Annotated in this window: 13 protein-coding genes; 8 read left to right on the top strand and 5 right to left on the bottom strand. The window is 70.7% G+C overall.

Annotation, left to right across the window (positions count from 1 at the left end; genetic code table 11):
- Positions 1-132: 132 nt before the first annotated feature.
- The 4 genes from FHG71_RS10270 (at position 133) to holA (ending at position 5640) form a co-directional block, all read left to right on the top strand.
- Positions 133-1452, top strand: a complete 1320-nt coding sequence (locus FHG71_RS10270; RefSeq protein ID WP_246045412.1) for a porin — start codon at positions 133-135, stop codon at positions 1450-1452.
- Positions 1453-1605: 153 nt separating this feature from the next.
- Positions 1606-4158, top strand: coding sequence for a leucine--tRNA ligase (gene leuS, locus FHG71_RS10265; RefSeq protein ID WP_139081632.1), 2553 nt, complete (start codon positions 1606-1608; stop codon positions 4156-4158).
- Positions 4148-4636, top strand: a complete 489-nt coding sequence (gene lptE, locus FHG71_RS10260) for an LPS assembly lipoprotein LptE (RefSeq protein ID WP_139081558.1) — start codon at positions 4148-4150, stop codon at positions 4634-4636. The genes leuS and lptE overlap by 11 nt, the downstream gene beginning before the upstream one ends.
- A complete protein-coding gene (gene holA, locus FHG71_RS10255; protein WP_139081556.1) occupies positions 4633-5640 on the top strand; it encodes a DNA polymerase III subunit delta in 1008 nt (335 codons plus the stop codon). The genes lptE and holA overlap by 4 nt, the downstream gene beginning before the upstream one ends.
- An 88-nt stretch (positions 5641-5728) precedes the next feature.
- On the opposite strand, the gene FHG71_RS10250 is transcribed toward holA, so the two are convergent.
- From FHG71_RS10250 to FHG71_RS10230, 5 genes are all read right to left on the bottom strand, one after another.
- A complete protein-coding gene (locus FHG71_RS10250; RefSeq protein WP_139081554.1) occupies positions 5729-5980 on the bottom strand; it encodes a hypothetical protein in 252 nt (83 codons plus the stop codon).
- A gap of 142 nt (positions 5981-6122) precedes the next feature.
- The gene (locus tag FHG71_RS10245; RefSeq protein ID WP_139081553.1) at positions 6123-6362 is read right to left on the bottom strand and encodes a hypothetical protein; all 240 of its coding nucleotides are present in this window, start codon (positions 6360-6362) and stop codon (positions 6123-6125) included.
- Between the two features lie 98 nt (positions 6363-6460).
- On the bottom strand, positions 6461-7147 hold the full coding sequence (locus FHG71_RS10240) for a YjbF family lipoprotein (RefSeq protein WP_176559368.1): 687 nt from the start codon (positions 7145-7147) through the stop codon (positions 6461-6463).
- Positions 7144-9273 (bottom strand): YjbH domain-containing protein, encoded by a 2130-nt coding sequence (locus FHG71_RS10235; protein WP_139081550.1) that lies wholly within the window; start codon positions 9271-9273, stop codon positions 7144-7146. Before FHG71_RS10235 ends, FHG71_RS10240 begins: the two co-directional genes overlap by 4 nt.
- 110 nt (positions 9274-9383) lie before the next feature.
- Complete coding sequence (locus FHG71_RS10230) at positions 9384-10541, bottom strand: TIGR03862 family flavoprotein (RefSeq protein WP_139081631.1); 1158 nt, start codon at positions 10539-10541, stop codon at positions 9384-9386.
- Between the two features lie 183 nt (positions 10542-10724).
- Between FHG71_RS10230 and FHG71_RS10225 the strand changes: the two genes are divergently transcribed.
- The 4 genes from FHG71_RS10225 to FHG71_RS10210 all read left to right on the top strand — a co-directional run bounded on the left by FHG71_RS10225 (position 10725) and on the right by FHG71_RS10210 (position 14562).
- Positions 10725-11069: an HNH endonuclease gene (locus tag FHG71_RS10225; protein WP_139081548.1), complete on the top strand. Its 345-nt coding sequence runs from the start codon at positions 10725-10727 to the stop codon at positions 11067-11069.
- Positions 11070-11245: 176 nt separating this feature from the next.
- On the top strand, positions 11246-12772 hold the full coding sequence (locus FHG71_RS10220) for a DUF2125 domain-containing protein (protein ID WP_139081547.1): 1527 nt from the start codon (positions 11246-11248) through the stop codon (positions 12770-12772).
- 135 nt (positions 12773-12907) lie between these two features.
- Positions 12908-14251, top strand: coding sequence for a TldD/PmbA family protein (locus FHG71_RS10215; RefSeq protein ID WP_139081545.1), 1344 nt, complete (start codon positions 12908-12910; stop codon positions 14249-14251).
- A 65-nt stretch (positions 14252-14316) separates the two neighbouring features.
- A complete protein-coding gene (locus FHG71_RS10210) occupies positions 14317-14562 on the top strand; it encodes a DUF4170 domain-containing protein (protein WP_139081543.1) in 246 nt (81 codons plus the stop codon).
- The last annotated feature ends 4 nt before the right edge of the window (positions 14563-14566 follow it).

Here is a 14566-nt window from a genome sequence, read left to right as displayed (position 1 = left end):
CACCCCCATTATGCGCGACCGCCAGCGGCCCTGGGCAAGGCCCGGTCGCGCCCTAGCTGGCATATTGCGACGTCCGCCTTGCCATGGCTCAGGGCCCGTTTCCACCTGTGTGGCCTGCCTGCATCAATTTCGTTGCCCGCCTTCCTCACGGTTCCGAGACTGTTGAATGTGGCCCCCCGAAGGCTCAAACACGGGCCAATGCTAGTCGATCTGGCATTCTCGGGAATGCACAACACGAGGGAAACCATGAAAAGCATCCTGTTGGCCACGGCGTCGATCCTGGCCTTCGCGGGCGCCGCGTCTGCCGACGTCGTCTTCGGCGGCAGCGCCACGCTCGGCTTCAACGAAGACAACGGCTCGGAACCGCGCGACGAGGGCGACACCGACGTCAACGGCGACGTCGACAACGGCGAAGGCTTCTTCTGGGAAGCTGACCTCGGCGTCACCCTGACGCAGGAACTGAACAACGGCGTGACAGCCACCGCGTCGTTCGGCCTGAACATCACCGACGAGGATGCCTCGGGCCAAGACGACGTGGGCGTCGATGACGACTTCCTGCTGAGCCTGACCACCGAGCAAGGCGGCCTGTTCTTCGGCGACACCGAGTTCGCGGCCTTCACGCATTGGGACGCCGCCGGCAACATGCTTGCCGACCGCTTCTCGGAGCAGGACGATGAAATTGTGCTGCGCGGCGACGCCCTCTTCGGCGGCGTAGAGGCCTCGGTCTCGTACACCGTCGCGGATGCCGAGGAAGAGCGTCCCCAGGACGACCTCGACCAGCTCTCGATCGGTGCCTCGGGCACGCTCGCCCGCTTCACCTTCTCGGTCGCCTATCAAGAAGAATCCGAGATCGTCGACAACCCGGCCGGCGAGTATCAGGCCTATGACGACTTCGAAGTGTCCGAAGTGTTCGCGCTGTCGGCCGGCACCACCTTCGGCGGAGCCGACGTGGCCGTGGCCTACGCCTCGGACCAGACCCTCGAGGACAGCTCGCTCGGCTTCGAAGTCGCCTACCCGGTCGGCCCGGTGACCCTCGGCGCCTACTATGTCCTCGAAGAGAATGATGCCAGCGACTTCGACGCCGGCTTCGACGACATCGAGAACTCTCTGGGCGTGTCGGCGGATTACGCCTCGGGCCCGCTGTCGGTCTCGGCCTTCTATGAAATCGAGGATGACGGCGACGCGATCGACAATCCCGAAGGCGGTGACGCCAACGAGTTCGAAGGCGACGACGACGACGAGAACTCGAACTACGGCCTCGAAGTCGGCTACGACTCGGGCGCGGGCATCGAGTTCTACGCCGGCTACATCCAGGAAGACGGCGGCTACGCCGGCGTCGAGTACGACCTGGGCAACGGCGCCGAGCTGATCGCCTCCTATGCCGACGAGGACGAGGAAGGCGCCCGCGAGTACGAGGGCGGCACCACCGTTCTGGTCTCGCTGGAATTCTGATCCCTCACGGGAACCGGACGGAAGGGCGGCCCATCGGGCCGCCCTTCTTCGTTTGGGACGGGATGGTTCGGCGGGCTGGACAAGGGTGCCCCGCTCGGCCATGAGCGAAGGCGTTTCCCGATGCCCGAAGGATCGCCCATGTCCCGTCCCGACATGCCCGCCTACTCCGCCCCCGCCATCGAAGCCCGCTGGCAGGCGGCCTGGGACGAGGCCGGGTGCTTCCGCGCCAAGGCGGACCCCGAGAAGCCGAAATATTACGTGCTGGAGATGTTCCCCTATCCGTCGGGGCGCATCCACATGGGGCATGTGCGCAACTACACCATGGGCGACGTGGTGGCGCGGCACCGGCGCGCGACGGGGCACGCGGTGCTGCACCCGATGGGCTGGGACGCCTTCGGCTTGCCCGCCGAGAACGCCGCCATGGCCTCTGGCGGCCATCCCAAGGACTGGACCTACGCCAACATCGCGGACATGCGCGGGCAGATGAAGCCCTTGGGCTTCTCGATCGACTGGAGCCGCGAGTTCGCCACCTGCGATCCCGAATACTACGGCCAGCAGCAGGCGCTGTTCCTCGACATGCTGGACGCCGGGCTGGTGACGCGGCGGGCCGCCGTCGTGAACTGGGACCCGGTCGAGATGACGGTGCTGGCCAACGAGCAGGTCGTGGACGGCAAGGGCTGGCGCTCGGGCGCGGAGGTGGAGCGGCGCGAGCTGACGCAGTGGTTCTTCAAGATCTCGGACATGGCCGGGGACCTGCTGGACGCGCTGGAGGGCCTGGACGACTGGCCGTCCAAGGTGAAGCTGATGCAGGCCAACTGGATCGGGCGCAGCCGGGGGCTGGAGCTGTCCTTCGCGCTCACCACTCCCGCGCCGGGCTTCGACGCGATTCCCGTCTACACGACCCGGCCCGACACGCTGCTGGGCGCGAGCTTCGTCGCCGTGAGCCCCGACCACCCGCTGGCCAAGGCGCTGTCCGAGCGGAACCCCGAGATCGCCGCCTATTGCGAGGAGGCGCGCAAGGGCGGCACGACCGAAGAGGCCATCGAGACCGCCGAGAAGACGGGCATCGACACCGGCTTGCGCGTACGGCACCCGCTGGACCCCTCATGGGAGTTGCCGGTCTGGATCGCCAACTTCATCCTGATGGACTACGGCACCGGGGCGATCTTCGGCTGTCCGGCGCATGACGGGCGCGACCTCGATTTCGCCCGCAAGTACCGCCTGCCGGTGGTTTCGACCTTTGTGCCCGTCGAGGGCGAGCACGTGCGGCCCGAGGAGGGCGCCGAGGCCTTCGTGCCCCAGAAGTCCGAGCCCGTGCGCTATGTGAAGCTGTTCGCGGGCGAGGAGGTGCAGAGCGGCGATGCGGGCGTCGAGGCGGCCATCGCCTTCGCGGAAGGACTGGGCTGGGGCAAGGGCGTCACGCGCTACCGGCTGCGCGATTGGCTGCTGTCGCGGCAGCGCTACTGGGGCTGCCCGATTCCGGTCATCCATTGCGAGGCTTGCGGCGCGGTCCCCGTCCCGCGCGACCAGTTGCCCGTGCGGTTGCCCGAGGACGTGACCTTCGACCGGCCGGGCAACCCGCTCGACCGCCATCCGTCCTGGGGCAAGGTCCCCTGCCCGTCCTGCGGCGGAGAGGCCCGGCGCGAGACGGACACGATGGACACCTTCGTCGATTCGTCCTGGTACTATGCGCGCTTTACGGCGCCCCAGTCCGCCACGCCGACCGACCTGGACGAGGCGGCCTACTGGATGAACGTCGACCAGTACATCGGCGGCATCGAGCACGCGATCCTGCACCTGCTGTATTCCCGCTTCTTCGCCCGCGCGATGGTGAAGACGGGGCACCTGCCCGCCGCCGCGTGTGAGCCCTTCGACGCGCTGTTCACGCAGGGCATGGTCACGCACGAGATCTACCAGACCCGCGACGCGAACGGCCGCCCCGTCTACCACTTCCCCGAGGAGGTCGAGGGCGGCACGCTCAAGGCGACCGGCGAGTCGGTGGAGGTCATCCCCTCGGCCAAGATGTCGAAGTCCAAGAAGAACGTCGTGGACCCCGTGGGGATCGTGGCGACCTATGGGGCCGACACCGCGCGGTGGTTCGTGCTCTCCGATTCGCCGCCCGAGCGGGACGTGGAATGGACCGCCGCAGGGGCCGAGGCGGCCTTCCGGCACCTGGGCCGCGTCTGGCGTCTGGCGCACGAGGCGGCCGCGTCGGAGGCTCCGGCGAATCCCGCGGCCGATGCGGCGCTGGAGCGCGCGCGGCACAAGGTGATCGCCGAGGTGAGCGGGGGCATCGAAAGCTTCGGCTTCAATGCCGCCATCGCCAAGCTCTACGGCTTTACCAACGCGCTGGCGAAGTCCGAGGCGGGGGCCGAGGCCAAGGTCCGCGCTGCGCGGACGCTGGTGCAGCTCATGGCGCCTATGACGCCGCACCTCGCCGAGGAGCTCTGGACGCTGCTGGGCGGCGTGGGGCTCTGCGCGCAGGCGCCCTGGCCCAAGGCCGACCCCGCCATGCTGATCGAGGACAGCATGACCCTGCCGATCCAGGTCAACGGCAAGCGCCGGGGCGAGATCAGCGTGCCCCGCGACCTGGCCGTGCAGGAGATCGAGCGGCTGGCGCTGGAGGCCGTGGCCAAGAGCCTGGAGGGCGCCCCGCCCAAGAAGGTGATCGTGGTCCCCGGCCGGATTGTCAACGTTGTGGCCTGACCGGACGCGCCGCGCCCTGCTGCTGGCCCCGCTCGCGCTGGCGGCCTGCGGCTTCGCTCCGGCCTATGGGCCGGGCGGGTCGGGGACGGCGTTGCGGGGGCTCGTGGCGGTCGAGACGCCCGAGACCTCCGACGGTTTTCAGTTGCGCGCCCGACTGGAGGACCGGCTGGGACGCGCGGCTGCACCGGTCGCGACGCTGGCGATGGACCCTGCGGTCGAGGTCGTGCAGGCGGCCGTGACGCCCGAAGGCGCCATCACGCGATACAATCTGCAGGGTCGGGCGCCTTGGCGGCTGACGGACGCCTCGGGAACGGTGCTGGCCGAGAGCGAGGCCACGGCCTTCACCGGCTATTCCGCCACCGGGCCCATCGTCGCTAGCCGCACCGCGGCCGAGGACGCGCGGGAGCGGCTCATGATCCTTCTGGCGGACGAGGTGGTGATGCGGCTGCTTCTCCTGCCTGAAGGCACGCTGCGGTGAAGCTGTCCTCGCGCGATGGGAAGGCGTTCCTGCGCAAGCCCGATCCGGCGGTCGCAGGCGTGCTGATCTCGGGCGAGGATGGGGCGCGGGTGGCGCAGGCGCGGACCGAGCTGGTGCTAGCGCTGATCGGGCCGCAGGGCGAGGCCGACATGCGGCTGGAGCGGATCGCCGGGGCGGACCTGCGGCGCGACCCGTCGCTGGTGATCGACGCGCTCAAGGCGGTGGGATTCTTCCCGGGCCCGCGTGCGGTCCTGGTGGAAGAGGCCACGGATGGCCTTGCCCCGGCGTTGGGGGCGGCCCTGGAAGCCTGGTCCAAGGAGGATGCGCGGCTGGTGGTCACCGGCGGCGCCCTGCCCTCCAAGGGGGCTCTGCGCAAGCTCTTCGAAGGACGGCGCGACGCGGCGGCGATCACGCTCTATGACGATCCGCCGACCGAAGGCGAGGTGCTGGACCTCCTGCGCGAGGCGGGGCTGCGGCCCGACCCGGCCGCGCGCGCGCATCTGGTGGGTCTTGCCCAGAGCCTGTCGCCCGGCGACTTCCGGGGGCTGGTGGAGCGGCTGGCGCTGCACGAGCTGGGCGAGGGCCGGCCGCTCGACGATGCCACGGTGAGCGCACTCGCGCCGCAGGCGGAGGAGGCGGAGATGGACGACCTCCTTGCGGCGATCACCGAGGGGCGGCGGGATCGGGTGGCGCCGCTGCTGGCGCGGCTTTCGGCGCAGGGGATGGGGCCGGTGGCGGTGACGATCCAGGCGCTGCGGCACGTGCGGGCGCTCCTGCAGGTCGCCAGCGATCCGGGCGGGGTGCAGACAGGACTGGCGTCGCTGCGGCCCCCGGCGGGCGGGGCGCGGCGGCAGATGCTTCAGCGAGGGGCCGAGACCTGGCGGCGGGAGCGCGTCGAGGAGGCGCTGCGGACGCTGGTGGAGTTGGACCTCACGCTCCGCTCGGGCCGGCCGGTGCCGGATGCGGCGATTCTCGAGCGGGTCTTGATGCGGCTCGCAGGCTGAGCCGCCGATTCGACCGTCCCGAAATGCGACAAGGCAGGCCCGGGGGCCTGCCTTGTCAGTTCCCGCCACGATGTGGCGAAGAGTCGGATCACTCGGGCGAAACGGGGCTCGAGTCGCCTTCGTCGTCATCGGAGGCCACGGCGATGGCCACGAGGCCGCCGAGCAGCGCGAGCGGCAGCAGGAGGCCGAAGGTCGAGCGGGGAGCTTCGGGCTCCACGATCACTTCGGGGGCGACGGGCGTGGGCTCGGCCACGACGGGGGCGAAGCCGCCGGCGACGGCTTGGCCGGCGACGGTCGCGGCCACGGCCGCCGAAAGGGCGAGGACCTTGAGGTTCTTCATGCTAGTGCTCCTGTGGATAGGTACGGCCATGGCCGTCGTCGCGATCATGGCACCGGCCTTTGAACGAAACAAGGCAGGCCCATGGGCCTGCCTTGCCGGTTCTTGCCGCAGTGTGGCGAAAGAGCCGATCAGATCGCGCCGATCACTCGGGCGAGACGGGGCTCGAGTCGCCTTCGTCGTCGTCGGAGGCCACGGCGATGGCCACGAGGCCGCCGAGCAGCGCGAGCGGCAGCAGGAGGCCGAAGGTCGAGCGGGGAGCTTCGGGCTCCACGACCACGACGGGCTCGGGCTCGGCCACGACGGGGGCGAAGCCGCCGGCGACGGCTTGGCCGGCGACGGTCGCAGCGACCGCGGCGGCGAGAAGGGCGGTGGTGAGGCGCATGTCTCTACTCCAGTTGGTAACAAGACGTTGAAGTGGTGATAGTGTTATAGCGCTTGTGTCTCAAGGGAAGGCAGCCGCTCTGGCGTGAGTCCGATGATTCAAAGTCGGCTGCTGCGCAAATATGCAACAGTCGGCGACACATATTGCCGCGATGACACGATCTGGCCCGCGTCGTCGAGCCAGTAGATGTTGTCGAAGATGATGGCCGTGCCGCGGCAGTTCTCATCGAATCGGGCCAGGTCGGCCTGTCGCAGGCCCAGATCGACGGTCTCGCGGCCTGCTGGGGTGATGGTGCAGGCGAAGCTGTCGGTCAGCACCTGGTCCTGGCCGTCGAGCGCTTCCATCCGGCGCGTGACCTGCCCGCCACCCGCGCGAAGAGCCGCGCGCACGTCGCCCGATTCCATCGTGAGCAGGTCGTCGCCGAAGCCGCGCGTGGCGACGAGCACGCCCCCGTCGAAGGCCGCCGTAGGCCCCGACTGGAGGGCGAGCGTGGTCTCGTCGCCGTTCTCCTGAAGCAGTCGCGCCGGCTCGGCCAAGCCCAGCGCGTTGATCTGGACGAGCCGATAGGCCCCGGGCTCGGCGGCGATGGCCTGGGGCGTGAAGCCGCCGGGCACGGCGCGGGGCGCGCTCACCGACGTGCGCGTGCCCAGGCCGCCGAAGACGCGCTGCACCTGCCCCACGGCGCCCGCCGCTCGGGCTTGGACCTCGGCCGGGCTCTGCGCCGTCTCGCCGCCGCAGCCCGCCAAGGCGAGCGCCGCGGCCAGGATGACGAGCGTCCGCCTCATCTCCAGAACCGTCCCCATGAATCCTCGAGCTCCGTGTAGTGACCGTCGCGCACGATTTCGTAGAGCCGCCCTTCGACGCCCAGCCGGGCGCCCCCGTCCCGGTTGAGCGAGCGGATCTCGGTGTCCACCTCGCGCCGGGTCGGCGTCCCCAGGACGAAGTCGATCGGGATCGTCAGGCGGATGCCCTTGTCGAAGGACCCCTCGCCGAAATCCTCGAAGGGGATGTCGGTCAGCGTGAAGTAGCCGCCCACGCTCCAGCCGTTCTCGAACTCGCGGTCGAGCGAGAAGCTTGCCCCCCAGTCGCCCGCGAGGAACCGCCCCGCATCGATCTGGCCGTGGAAGCCGTTGCCGAAATCGTAGTAGGTGGACAGGTGTCCGGTGACCACGTCGTAGTCGCGGAAGCCGAAGTCCTGGTCGAAGTCGCGCTGCACCGCATAGTTGACCTCGACGCCGACGCCCAGTCGCGACTCGACGGGCTTCCACAGGAATTCGGAGGAGACGCCGCCGTACATCGTCTCCAGGTAGCCCACGGTGACGCGGCTGTAGAGGTCGCGGCTCGGGTGCCCGTACCAGGCCAGCGTCAGGTTCGAGAGCACCGGGCCGCCGTCGGCGCCGTAGAGCGAGGCGTTGCGTCGCACCACGGGCACCCCGCCCACGGGCTCCCGTTCGGTGGTGTCGGGCTCGCTGGTGCGCACGATCCTCTGGCGCACGGCCCCCGAGAGCACGAGGCCGGGCCGGAGCCGGTAAGAGGCCGAGAGCTGGGCGCCGAAGCTCAGGCGGAAGGGGTCGCTGGCGTCGAAGAGCGACAGGCCCACATAGGGCCGCAGGCTCCAGGTGAAGTCCGGGCTGGCCGGGGCCACCGGCACGAGCCCGGCGGCCGGGCCGGCGCCTTCGAGCCGCAGGCGGCCGAGCGCCGCGGCAGTGCCGCCCACCTCGTTCTCCAGCGCCTCGACGTCGGAGCGGGCGAAGGTCGCCGCGGCGAGCGGGACGCCCTGCTGCTCGGGCTCGAGGGTGAGCGTCTCGATGGAGGGGGGCAGCTCCTGGGTCAGGATACGCAGGACGCGGCCCATGGCCTGCGCCTCGGCGCGGTAGCGGGTGTTGGCGTAGCGGATCCGCGCGCTGCGATCGGCAAGCTGCACCCCCAGGAGTTCCACGCCCTCGGCCCGGAGCGCGGCGCGCAGGCGGTCGCGCAGGGCCGATTCGGACAGCTCGGCGCGGTCCCAGCTTTGGGAGGCGCGCACCGCCTCGGCCCGCACGGCCACGGGCTGGGGCGCGGGATCGAGGCCGGCACCGAAAGGCCGGTCGTTGGGGTTCACGGTCGCCGTGACGGTGAAGGCGAGCTGGGTGCCGTAAAGATAGGCCAGGCCGAGCTGGATCCCGGGCAGCGGGCGCCAGGTCGCGCCGAAGTTCAGGGGCGAGGCGACCTCGAACAGCTCGTCGCCGTTATCGTCGACATAGGCGTCGTCCGAGGAATACTCGGCCTTGAGGACCCAGCGCTCGTTGGGGGCCCATTCGATGCCGCCGAAGACCGCGGCGTCGCCACGGAAGAAGGCGTCGATGCCCGGGGTGCCCCCCTTGTCGCCGCCCTCGAAGGTGTCGGGGCGGGTCTCGAAGCGGTCGTCGAGGACGCCCAGGGGATTGGTGAAGCCGTTGTGGGTGCCCAGCCTCCCCCAGCCCAGGCCCGCGGTGACGCGGAAGGCGTCGCCCAGGGTCTTGGTGGCCACCACGTATTCACCCGAGTAGACGCCGGTGCCCAGGAAATCCTGAAGGCCCACCGCGACCATGGGCAGGTAGCGCCCCTCGTCGTTGAAGCGGAAGCGCAGGTCGAAGCTGCGGTCCCAGAAGTTCTCGTCGGGATCGGGGGTGTATTCGGGAATGCCCGAATAGCGGAACGAGCCCGACAGGCGCGGCGTGACCTGGAAGGTGAAGGTGGTGCGGGTCTGTCCGCCGAAATGGCCCACCGTGCCCGCGATCTCGCCATCCTCGGCGCTGATGGCCGAAGGCATCTCCAGGAGCCCCGGCGTGCCGAACAGCGTGTAGGTCACGGCGCGGTCCTGCGCGAGCGTGGGCGAGCCCAGCATCAGCGCAAGTGCGCTGGCGGCACCCAGGCGGGTGGATCGGGCCATGGCGGGTCTCCTCGTCGCGGTCGCGCCCACCTAATCCGAACGGGGGGGCGATGGAAAGCCGGGAGCCCTCTGCCAGGGCGGCTTCTGTCCCGACGTGATTCGGCGGCGCATCAGCGCCCGAGCCAGGCCGCCGCCCCCTGCCCCGCGCGCCTCCCCGTGGCGAGGCACGCCGTGAGGAGATAGCCGCCCGTCGGCGCCTCCCAGTCCAGCATCTCGCCAGCGGCGAAGATGCCGGGGCAGTCCCTCAGCATCAGGTCGTCGGTCAGGGAGCGGAAGCGCAACCCCCCGGCGGTGGAGATCGCCTCATCGAGCGGGCGTGGCCCCGCGTGGCGCACGGGCAGGGCCTTGAGGAGGGGCGCGAGATCGAGGGGCAATGGACGACCCCATTCCTGCAGGAGCGCGGCGCGGACGCCCTCCAACCCGAGCCGCTTGCGCAGGTGGTTGGGCAGGCTGTCCCGGCCGCGTCGGCCGAGACGGTCGCGGAGCGCGGCCTCGGTCAGGTCGGGGACGAGGTCGAGCCGAAGCGCCGCGCCCTCGCGCAAGGGACGCGAGAGGGGGTAGAGGCCCCCACCCTCCAGCCCCCGAGCCGAGACCACGACCTCGCCCCGGGAGACGAGGGCTCCGGCGCTCCAGGCGGCGCTCTTGACCGGCTCGCCGAAGTGTCGGGCCATGTGGGGGGACCAGTTCACCAGGAGGCCCATGTTCGAGGGCGCGAACGGGGCCACGTCGGGCAGGTGCGCGGCCCAGGCGCCGTCCGAGCCGAGCCGCCGCCAGCTCGCCCCGCCCATGGCGAGGATGATGGCGCGGGCCCGCAGGAGGCGCGGGCCTTCGGGCGTGTTGAGGAGGGCGGCGTCGCCCCGGAACCCTTCCCAGCGCCACCGGGTGCGCAGGTGCACGCCCCGCTCCGCCAGCCGGGCGAGCCAGGCGCGCAGGAGCGGCGAGGCTTTCCAGGCCACGGGAAAGACCCGGCCCGTGGAGCCCGTGAAGGGCTCCTGCCCGAGTTCGCGCATCCAGGCCATGACCTCCGACGGGCCGAAGTCGCCCAGCGCGGCCCGGAGCGCAGGCGGAAGGTCGGGGCCGTAGGCGGCAAGGAAGGGACTGGGCGCCTCGTCCTTGGTGATGTTGAGACCCGACTTGCCCGCCATCAGGAGCTTGCGCGCCGCGGAGGGCATGGCCTCGGCCACGAGGACGGGGTGGCCCGCGGCGGACAGGACCTCGGCCGCCGCGAGGCCCGCGGGCCCCGCGCCGATCACGAGGGCGCCGGGCAGGTCGAGCGTCGGGGGTGGAGCGTCAGGGTGAGGCACGGGCGGGCTCCGGGGCGGAAGGATCGCCGGGAGGTGCCAGCGGCCTAGCCCGTGCGCAAGGCCACAGGACGCCCTGCGGCGTCACGCCCGCGCCAGCGGCCCCGCAGACGCCTTGTCCCGAGGGGCCAAGATGCCGACATCCTTTCCATGGCTCGCTCCCACCGCATCCGCCTTCGCGAACAGGTCAGGTCCGAAGTTCCGGCCGAGGAGCCCTCCTGCGCGCTCTGCGGCCGGCCGATCCCGGCCGACGCGCCCCAGAGCCTGCATCACCTCGTGCCGAAGCTGAAGGGCGGCAAGGGCGGGCCCACGGTGCGGCTGCACCACATCTGCCATAAGGAGATCCACGCGACGCTGACCGAGGCGGAGCTCGCGCGCGACTACGCCACGCCCGAGGCGCTGCGGGCGCATCCTCGACTCGCGCGGTTCGTGGACTGGGTGGCCCGGCGACCGCCGCACTTCCTGTCCCGCGTGCCGGGGCGGCGGGGGCGCTGACGCTCGCGCCGGCCTCTCGGGGAGTTTTCCGGTCGCGAGCGCGGGGGCGCCGCTTTCCCCTTCCCGACCGTTGCGACCGGGCCTAAGGTCCCGCCCGGGTGCCGAAAACCCCACCTTGACCCGAGTCCGTGGGACGCGTCAGGGAAGGGGCATGACTTGATCAGGGAGTTCTTTCGATGACCGCATTCCGACCCGTTCCGGCCGTTTCGGCCACCGCCCTTCTCCTCGCGCTGGGTGCCGGCCCCGCGATGGCGGCCGTGACCGCCCAGCAGGTCTGGGACGACTGGAAGGCCCAGATGGCCGTCTATGGCGAGAGCGGCATCACCATCGGCTCGGAGGAGCAGGCCGGCAACGTCCTGACAGTCACCGACTTGGGCTTCGACGTCACCAGCGAGGACGGCTCGACGGCCACGGGCAACCTCGCCCAGCTCGTTTTCACCGAGAACGACGACGGCACCGTGACCGTCACCATGTCCGAGGACTATCCGATCCGCATCACGAGCCCCGCCGACGCGGCGACGGGTTCGCAGGCCTCGGAGATCGACATGGCCCTGCGGCACAATGGGCTGGAGATGACCGTCTCGGGCTCGCCGGGCGCGCTGACCTACGACCTGTCGGCCGCGCGCTACGCGCTGGAGGTGGACAGCATCAAGGAGGACGGCGCGGAAGTCGCCGGCGACGCGACGATCGCCTTCAACGACGTGTCGGGCACCTACACCTCGACCATCGGCGCCGCCCGCGAGGTCGTCTACGACCTGGCCGCAGCCTCGATGGACCTGCTCCTGGACGTGACCGACCCGACCGACGGCACGCAGGCCACCATGTCGGGCAAGGTGAACGAGGTCGCCACGGAGGCCACCGTGACCCTGCCGCTCGACCCCGCCGCCAACCCCGAGGCGATGCTGATGAACGGCCTGTCGCTCGACGGCGGCTACACCACGGGCGGGGGCAATTACCTGTTCGAGGTGACGGACGCCAGCGGACCGTCGAACGGCACCTTCACCACCGAAGCCAGCCAGATGTCCTTTGCCATGGACAAGGACGCCATCGCCTACAGCGGGCAGGCGACCGGCGTGGGGCTCGACGTGACGGCGGCCACGTTGCCGATGCCGATCCAGGCGACGCTCGCGCAGTACGGCTTCGACTTCGAGATGCCGTTGTCGAAGACAGGCGCGCCCGCGCCCTGGGCGCTGGGGCTGAACCTCACCGACCTCGCGCTTGGCGAGGAGATCTGGGCGATGTTCGATCCGCAGGCGATGCTGCCGCGCGATCCGGCCTCGTTCGTCTTGGACCTGACGGGCACGGCGACGATGCTGTTCGACCTCATGGACCCGGCGCAGGCGGAGGGGATGGCCAACGCCCCGTCTCCGGCCGAGATCAACTCGGCCAATCTCAACAATCTGCGTGTGGCCTTCGGCGGGGCCGAGGTGACGGGCAGCGGCGCCTTCACTTTCGACAACACGGACACGACCACCTTCCCGGGAATGCCGCGTCCGACCGGCGCGCTGGATCTCCAGCTTGATGGCGTGAACGGCCTTCTCGACACGCTCGTGGCCATGGGGCTCCTGCCCGAGGACCAGGCGATGGGCCCGCGCATGATGCTGGGGATGTTCACGACCGCCACGGGCGAGGACCAGCTCACCTCGCGCATCGAAGTGACGGAGGACGGCCAGCTCCTCGCCAACGGCCAGCGCCTCCAGTAACACGCGCCCGGCCAAGACCAAGGGGGAGGGCGAGAGCCTTCCCCTTTTCTGTTGTCGGGGGCGAGTCGTCCCGGCGGCGCTTGCTCCGCTTGGCCTCCCGGCCTAACTCGGGCGGGGACAGCAAGGGAACCCGCCATGGCATCGCTTCAGGACCTCACCGCCCGCCTTCTGGACGCCGCGCGACAGGCGGGCGCCGAGGCGGCCGACGCCCTGGTGGTGCAGGGCACGCAACTCTCCATCGAGGTGAGGCAGGGACGCCTGGAGGAGGCGCAGCGGTCCGAGGGGATCGACCTCGGCCTGCGGGTCCTCTTCGGGCAAAGGCAGGCGGTCGTCTCCTCCTCGGACCGGCGTGACGCCACACTGGCCGCCATGGCCGAGCGGGCGGTCGCCATGGCCCGCGAGGCGCCCGAGGACCCCTCGGTGGGGCTGGCCGATCCGGCGCAGATCGCCCGCGATCTCGACGCCGCGCGGCTGGAGATCGAGGATCCCGCGGAGGACCCCGAGCCCGCCGCGCTGGAATCCCGCGCCCGCGAGGCCGAGGCGGCCGCGCTGTCCGTTCGGGGGGTGACCCAGACCGTCTCGGCCTCGACCGGCTGGACGCGACGCGAGGTCTTCCTCGCCGGAACCAACGGCTTCGCCTCGGGCTACCGGCGCAGCGATCACGGGATTTCCTGCGGCGCGATCAGCGGCACCGGGACGGGGATGGAGCGCGACTACGACTGGGACTCGCGCGTGTTCTTCGCCGACCTGCGCAGCCCCGAGGAGATCGGCCGCACCGCTGGAGAGCGCGCCGCCGCCCGCGAGGGCTCCCGGAAGCCCCGCACCGGAACCTTCCCCGTCCTGTTCGACGAACGCATCTCCTCGTCGCTGGTCGGGCATCTCCTGTCGGCCATCAACGGTGCCGCTATCGCGCGGGGCTCCTCGTTCCTGCGCGACGCGATGGGCCAGCCCGTCCTGCCCGACGGCCTGTCGCTGACCGAGGACCCACACCGGCCCCGCAGCCCGGCCTCGCGGCTCTGGGACGCCGAGGGGCTGCCCACGCGGCCCCGCGCGCTCGTCGAGGACGGGCGGCTCGCGACCTGGGTGCTCGACCTGGGCTCGGCCCGGCGGCTGGGACTGGAGAGCACGGGGCACGCGGCGCGCAGCCCCGGCGGCACGCCCTCGCCCTCCGTCACCAACATCGCGCTCACGCAGGGGGAGCAGACGCGCGAGGACCTGCTGCGGCAGATGGGGACGGGGCTCCTCGTGACCTCGCTCATCGGCTCGACCATCAACCCCAACACGGGGGATTATTCGCGTGGGGCCTCGGGCTTCTGGATCGAGAACGGCGAGATCGCGTTTCCGGTCAACGAGTGCACCATCGCCGGGAACCTGAAGGACATGCTGCGACGCATCGTGCCGGCCAACGACGCACGGCCCTGGCTCACCCGCGTGGTGCCGTCGCTCTTGGTGGAGAGCATGACCCTCGCGGGGGACTGATCGCCGTTAACTTGAACTTCAGGCGGATTCGCTTAGGGTGCCTGCGCCCTCAACAGGACCGTTCCATGACCCAGCGCCTGCATCTCGTCTTCGGCGGCGAGCTCGTCGATCCTACGAAGAACGTGTTCCGCGAGGTGGACAAGCTCCACATCGTCGGCATGTTCCCCGATTATGCCTCGGCCTACCAGGCCTGGAAGGCCGAAGCCCAGCGGACGGTGGATAACGCCCACATGCGCTACTACATCGCCCATATCCATCGCCTGCGGGACGAGGAAGCCGCCGCCTCGGCCACCGAAGAACTGGGGAGCTAACGCG

This window comes from Rubellimicrobium roseum (assembly GCF_006152145.1).
Lineage (GTDB): Bacteria > Pseudomonadota > Alphaproteobacteria > Rhodobacterales > Rhodobacteraceae > Rubellimicrobium > Rubellimicrobium roseum.
Note: the sequence above shows the minus strand (reverse complement) of the source record. Positions and strands in the feature narration are given on the sequence as shown.